Annotated in this window: 5 protein-coding genes; 2 read left to right on the top strand and 3 right to left on the bottom strand. The window is 63.0% G+C overall.

Going from position 1 to position 5,556, the window contains the following annotated elements; genetic code table 11:
• Window positions 1–581: 581 nt before the first annotated feature.
• The 3 genes from DQW06_RS28040 to DQW06_RS28030 form a co-directional block, all read right to left on the bottom strand.
• Window positions 582–1,073 (bottom strand): DUF2637 domain-containing protein, encoded by a 492-nt coding sequence (locus tag DQW06_RS28040; RefSeq protein WP_232833188.1) that lies wholly within the window; start codon window positions 1,071–1,073, stop codon window positions 582–584.
• Between the two features lie 692 nt (window positions 1,074–1,765).
• The gene (locus tag DQW06_RS28035; protein WP_198662575.1) at window positions 1,766–3,154 is read right to left on the bottom strand and encodes a site-specific integrase; all 1,389 of its coding nucleotides are present in this window, start codon (window positions 3,152–3,154) and stop codon (window positions 1,766–1,768) included.
• Entirely contained in the window at window positions 3,138–4,202 is a 1,065-nt protein-coding gene (locus tag DQW06_RS28030; protein ID WP_117199608.1) for a helix-turn-helix transcriptional regulator, read from the bottom strand. Before DQW06_RS28030 ends, DQW06_RS28035 begins: the two co-directional genes overlap by 17 nt.
• A gap of 373 nt (window positions 4,203–4,575) precedes the next feature.
• Between DQW06_RS28030 and DQW06_RS28025 the strand changes: the two genes are divergently transcribed.
• Window positions 4,576–4,845, top strand: a complete 270-nt coding sequence (locus DQW06_RS28025) for an AlpA family transcriptional regulator (RefSeq protein WP_157983641.1) — start codon at window positions 4,576–4,578, stop codon at window positions 4,843–4,845.
• Window positions 4,846–4,973: 128 nt separating this feature from the next.
• On the top strand, window positions 4,974–5,522 hold the full coding sequence (locus DQW06_RS28020; RefSeq protein ID WP_117199606.1) for a hypothetical protein: 549 nt from the start codon (window positions 4,974–4,976) through the stop codon (window positions 5,520–5,522).
• Window positions 5,523–5,556 lie beyond the last annotated feature (34 nt).

Raw genomic sequence — 5,556 nt, 5'->3', positions numbered from 1 at the left:
ACCACTCTCCTGCAACGCGACCCCGCCACCCACGCCGACCCCAGCAGCCGACTAGGGCTAACCGCGCTTTGGGAAGAGCTTCGCCGGACGGGGCAGAAGGAAGCAGCAGCGGTATGGGAGCACAGGGGCTTGAACGCTGGCCGACTCCGTACGCTGCCTTCATCCCTGCTGCCCTACGGCCGTGAGCTCGACGGCTCCCCCGCGCAGCCGTGGTCCTGGGGCGAACTAGATCTGTGACCCGCCTGCGGCTCGTGCTGCACTGGACGGACCCCTCATGGTCGGTGGTTCGTCAGGCACGTACGCGCTGAGTAGGGACGACCAAGGCCGCCGACCAAGGGGTGGCACGCCCGGACCAGCCTGTACCACCGGTGTACCAAACTGGTCCACGAGGCGCATAACGTGCCCGACGGACCGTACAGCTATCAACAGCGACACTCACAAAGAACAGTGCGTGTACCAGAACGGACCACACCGGCACACGCGCCAAAAACTCATAGCAACCTGAACAGAAAAGGATAAGTCAACCTTATTGCCACCTTCTTATTTTCAGGTTTCTTCTCGTTCTTCTGACATTTCGATGATCACTCTAGTACAGCGCCGGGGCCTACCGCACTTCTCAGAGATCCCGCACTCGGAGAGCGGACTCCCAATACGCAAACTTTCCCTGCACGCCGTGATGACCTGATGATCGACATATAATGTTTCTGTGGGCTTTTCCACGTCAGATTTTCCGCTGGTGCGCACAAGCCATATAAGGGTTCCACAGCACCCCACCAAAGCAACAGTTGGCCACGCGGCCACAATGGATCCGACGCGCCCGTTCTGCCATCCGTGAGCGAAATTCTCCGCCAAGATTGCCGTAGTCCCGGGCCACAACAGCATTCATGCCAAGGGGTAGCTTTCACCCCAACTCTGGCCGAGTGCAGGATGGCCATCGACGCCGCGCAGACCAGGCCGTCGATCGCCAGGAGGATCATAATCGCCGTGGCCCCACCCTCTCCGCACTCGGTGACCAGGTCGTATGCGTGCCGGTAGGAGAAGATAGCGGCGATGACGGCGACCCCGCAGACCACCAGCTTGGTCGTTCCGCGGACGAACAGATCGGTTCTCGGCTCTTCCTTGGTCTTGTCTTCCTCAGCCAGGGCCCACCTCGCTTCACTCTGTCTTCGACAGAGGAAGGGTCCTCTTCCCAAGAACGTGTCAGAAAACCGGAAAAGGATGCAAGTCGACCGAGAGAGCCATAGAAACGCTACCGGTTCGATAGCGCGCGCGGAGAGGAGTACATCTGCGGAGCCGTCACCTTGAGGCAACCCCTGAACTTCACCTTCGGTGGCTACGTTGAGTAGCAGACCTCGTCGCCGCGAAATCAGGGAACCCGGGACTACGCGAGCGGCATCGTCATCGCATTGGTGGCATAGTTGGATCGCATTGACATTAGCTTAATACAGGCGAGAGTGCCGCCATCTGGCAGGGTTGCTGGTGACAGGTGGGCAAGAACCATCCGGCATGAGGGAGTACAGGACAACATGCCCTGGCAGCCCGAACCCCTCTTGGCCATACTAAATGCCATCAGAGGGAACGTTTCAACACTAGCCAAACCTTGAATCATCGCTCTGCTAATGCGGTTTGGGTTTACGCCCATCCGGGGTTCAAATCCCCGATCCTCCGCAGGTGAGAAGGGGTTCCGCCCATCGGGTGGGGCCCCTTCGTCGTTCCATCCTAGGCCTCGTGAGGCCAACGTGAGGCCAAACGGTTGGCCGCAGCCTCACACCGCGCCCAACCGTGACCGACGAGGAATGATCGCTGTGGTCGCCTCCGCAGCCGCCGCCGCGACCTCCGGCACCACCGATGTGTACGTGTCCGCAGTGAAGCTGTACCGGGAGTGCCCCAGCGTCGCCGACACCACCTTCATGTCCACCCCGGCCGCCAGAGCGAAGCTCGCCGCACAGTGGCGCGCGTCGTGGAACCGGATCGGGGGCAGCCCTGCCGCCTTCGCGACGGCCGCGAAGCGCTCGCTCAGGTGCTCGTCGCGAATCGCGGACCCGTCCGTGCGGGTGAAGATCAGCCCCGAGTCGACCCAGCCCTCACCGGCCGCCAGGCGGTCGGCGTTCTGGACCGCGCGCCACTTGCGCAGCAGGGCGATGTTCGCCTCGTCGAGGCTGAAGGTGCGGACCGACTTCTCGGTCTTGGGCCCCTCGTCCTCCTCGTCCGGTCCGGCGAGCACGCTCATGGTCTTCGCCTCGTCAAGGTCAGTGTCCACCCACAGCGCGGACGCCACCTCCCCACGACGCAGGCCCCGGGTGATCACCAGGTGGAAGAGCGGGAACAGCCGCTCGTGCGTCGACTCGGCGTAGTCCAGGAACACGCCCGCCTGCTGCGGGGTCCACACCATCACCCGCCCGGGGCGGTGCCCGTTCTCCTGCCAGCGGCGCACCCGCTCCGCCGTCCACACCAGCGGCCGGGACTTCTTCGCCTTCGGCAGCTCCACGAACGAGGACGGGTTCACGGTGATGAGCTTCTTCTTCACCGCCGTGCCCAGCGCCGAGGAGATCACAGCGTGGATTCGGCGGATGCGCGCCGCGGACAGGGGCCGCTTGCGCTTGAGCCCGACCTTCTCCCCCGCCGCGAGCTTGATCTTCGGAGCGAGCGCACGCGTGGTGAGGAGCCGCCTCAGCATCTCCGTGGGCTTCTCACCCTCGGGCAGGTTGTTAATCTGCCCCATGGCCGTGTACAGCGCCGACAGGTGGTGGTCGCGGAGCTCGGTGAGCTTCAGGTGCCCCAACGCGGGGATGTAGTAGAGCTCGCAGGCCTCGGTGTAGGAGTCGAGGGTGGACTGCTTGAGGCCCTTCTTGCCTTCGAGCCACGACCGCAGGTAAGCCTCGACGGTGACGGTGCGGTCGGGGACGAACCCGAGTTCCTCGACCTCGTTGACGGCCTTGCGCAGTTCGGCGTTGGCCTCGGTCTTGGTGTCGTAGGGGCCGATCCACGGGCGTCGGCGCTTGCCGTCCTCTCCGGCCGGTGCGGTGTACCGCGCCCACCAGGACCCGTGGTCGCGTTTGGAGAGCTGGGGGCACTTCGCCCCGAGCTGCTTGTTGGTGTGGGGGTCGCGGCACGCACACCGCTTGACCACCTGACCGTTACTCGGTCGAGCCATCTTCATCGCCTCCATACGTGAGCGTCGCAATCTCAGGGTAACGAGAACTAAGCTCTTCAATACGATTCGGATACTTTTCCCGAATGTAATCTAGGATATCCGGACGCTCTGCATGCGTGATCATAGACACCTCGATCGCATCGAATATAGCCAACGGATCATCGATTACCGCAGAGCCCTTTGTTTCAAGTCTCCCGTACACCCCCTGAATCCAGTGGTTCGCTTGCCACCATCGGTTCATGGAGAGCAGGACCTGCTGCGTGTCAATCTCGTCCGCAGGGGGGATCATAAAAACGGCTCCGGCCATACCACCCTTGTACTTCCGAGTGATGTGCCCGGCCACACTGCCTTCGAGCAGAGCCTTCTTGAAGTCGGTTGGGAGCTTATCGAAGGCCTCAGCCTTGGCCTTCATGCTCTCGCTTCGCTCTGGACTGTCGACAGGGAGAGCAACGTTGGGCTCGTCATCATCGCTAGAAGGTTCTTCTTCTAGCCACTCCGCAATGGGAGCGTCTATCGCCCTATCCCCAGGGGCCGAAAAAACCTCCCAGTCATCGTAGTCATCTTCCGACCAACCAAGGTCATGGAACCAGTCCAAAACCTTTCGGTCGGCAGAAGACTTATCCTCCAGCATCGGAACTACGAACTCTGCAATATCAGCGAGGAGGTCCTTGGCATCACCGTCGGCTGCAACACTGTCTTCGTCCTCGAAAATTTCTACAAATTCAAGGTATTCATCAGCGTTCAGTCGGGCGATTTTGCGCGCACCCTGCGTGCGCCTGAGTCCATCCCGTTCTTCAAGGATCAGCTGAATTATCCTCCGAGCAACAAAGAGCGGTACACGTTCCACCGCCTCCCCAGACTGCACCGTGTCGAGGTAGTCAAGCCCAAGGGCGTGTGTGACTGTAGGGAGTTTGCGGCTGTCACTCCCAACCGCACCACGCTCGATGTTGCCAATGGTCCCCCGGGAGACGCGGGCGAGCCATGCTAGATCGGCTTGGCTGACCTTCAGTGCCTCTCGACGCTGCTTGACCAGCGCACTGATTGACATGACGTAGACCCTCCTTCTTGGACGACCGGGGTCGGCTACCCCATGCCTACGCCACCCACCATAGCCCACGGTGCTCAACGATGTACAAGTATGCCAACAGAGGAGCTTTCAGCGGAATCCTGCAGAATCGAGAGGCATACAGCGGAGCGCGCCGGAGCCTGATCGACTCTGATGAGCAACTTGCACACAAGCCACCATGAACATGTGTACCCACATCAGTACAACCGTGGTAACGTCTCCTCAGTGGTCCCCAACAGGAGGCCACCAGGGTGGTCGGCAAGCCACCCGCACAAAAGACAGGGCCCCACGGCGGCAACCGTGAGGCCCGAGTGCACACCGTCCAATGCCTGGCAGGGCACGATTGGAGTTGGGTATGCGTACCCAGACTAGCGGAGTCACCAAACCGCATTCCGGCGAACCCGCCGTGATCTCCCCCAACCGCGACCAGGACCAACTCCTGCTGTTCGCCGAGATCGCCGACCTCATGCGACTCCCCGAGGCCACCCTGCGCTGGCTTCGCAACCAGGGCCGCGCCCCGTTCCTCTTCAAGTCCGGCCACCGCGTCGTGGCCTGGAAGAGCGACGTCATCGCGCACCTGGAGTCCGAGCGCGCCGCCGAGCAGAGCAACCGCGCCAGCGCCTGACGCGCTCCTGACGCTGCCCAACAGCGTCCCGCGTCGGCCCTGACCTTCGCCGACCCCTTCCTTCTTCACCTCCCGCCGACCGCGCACCGCGCCGTCGCGCTACGAGGCATACCCACAAGGGGATAGCTGTGCAGACTTCCGCCTCCATCTGGACCACCACCACCCGCGACGGCAAGGACCACACCGTCGCCTACCCCGGCACCATCACCGTCGCCGGGAGCACCTTCGACGTTTTCCTCAACCTCGACGACGGCCGCCCCAGCCGCATCACCCCCGACACGTGGGCGAGCATCACCGGCCCCGAGGGCAACGCCCTAATGGCCAAGGTCACCACCAAGGTCACCAACCCCGGCGCGTACCTGCTCTCCGCACTCGCCGACCTCACCCAGCACCGGCCCGACCAGGATGACCCGATCGACTGGCAGCCCCTCACCCTGCCCAGCGGGCGCGCCGTCCGCCAGATGGAGGCGGCCACCGTCGAGTTCCTCGACGAGCGCATCCCCGTGTTCGCCCGGTTCGACGAGGACATGAGCGCCGCCTACGGCGACGGCTTCCCCGGCGTGGTCGCCACCGGCCAGAACCAGGGCGGGCGCGAGCTGACCGTGTACGTGCCCTCCAAGGACACCACGCGTGGCGAGGTGTTCCGCATCCTCGCGGAGCTCGGTCGCATCGACTGACCCCCGAAGACATGGATGGACGGTGGTTGGTGGG

Origin of the sequence: Nocardiopsis sp. TNDT3 (assembly GCF_003427465.1) — a bacterium.
GTDB lineage: Bacteria > Actinomycetota > Actinomycetes > Streptosporangiales > Streptosporangiaceae > Nocardiopsis > Nocardiopsis dassonvillei.
This window is presented reverse-complemented; position numbering and strand designations above follow the sequence as displayed.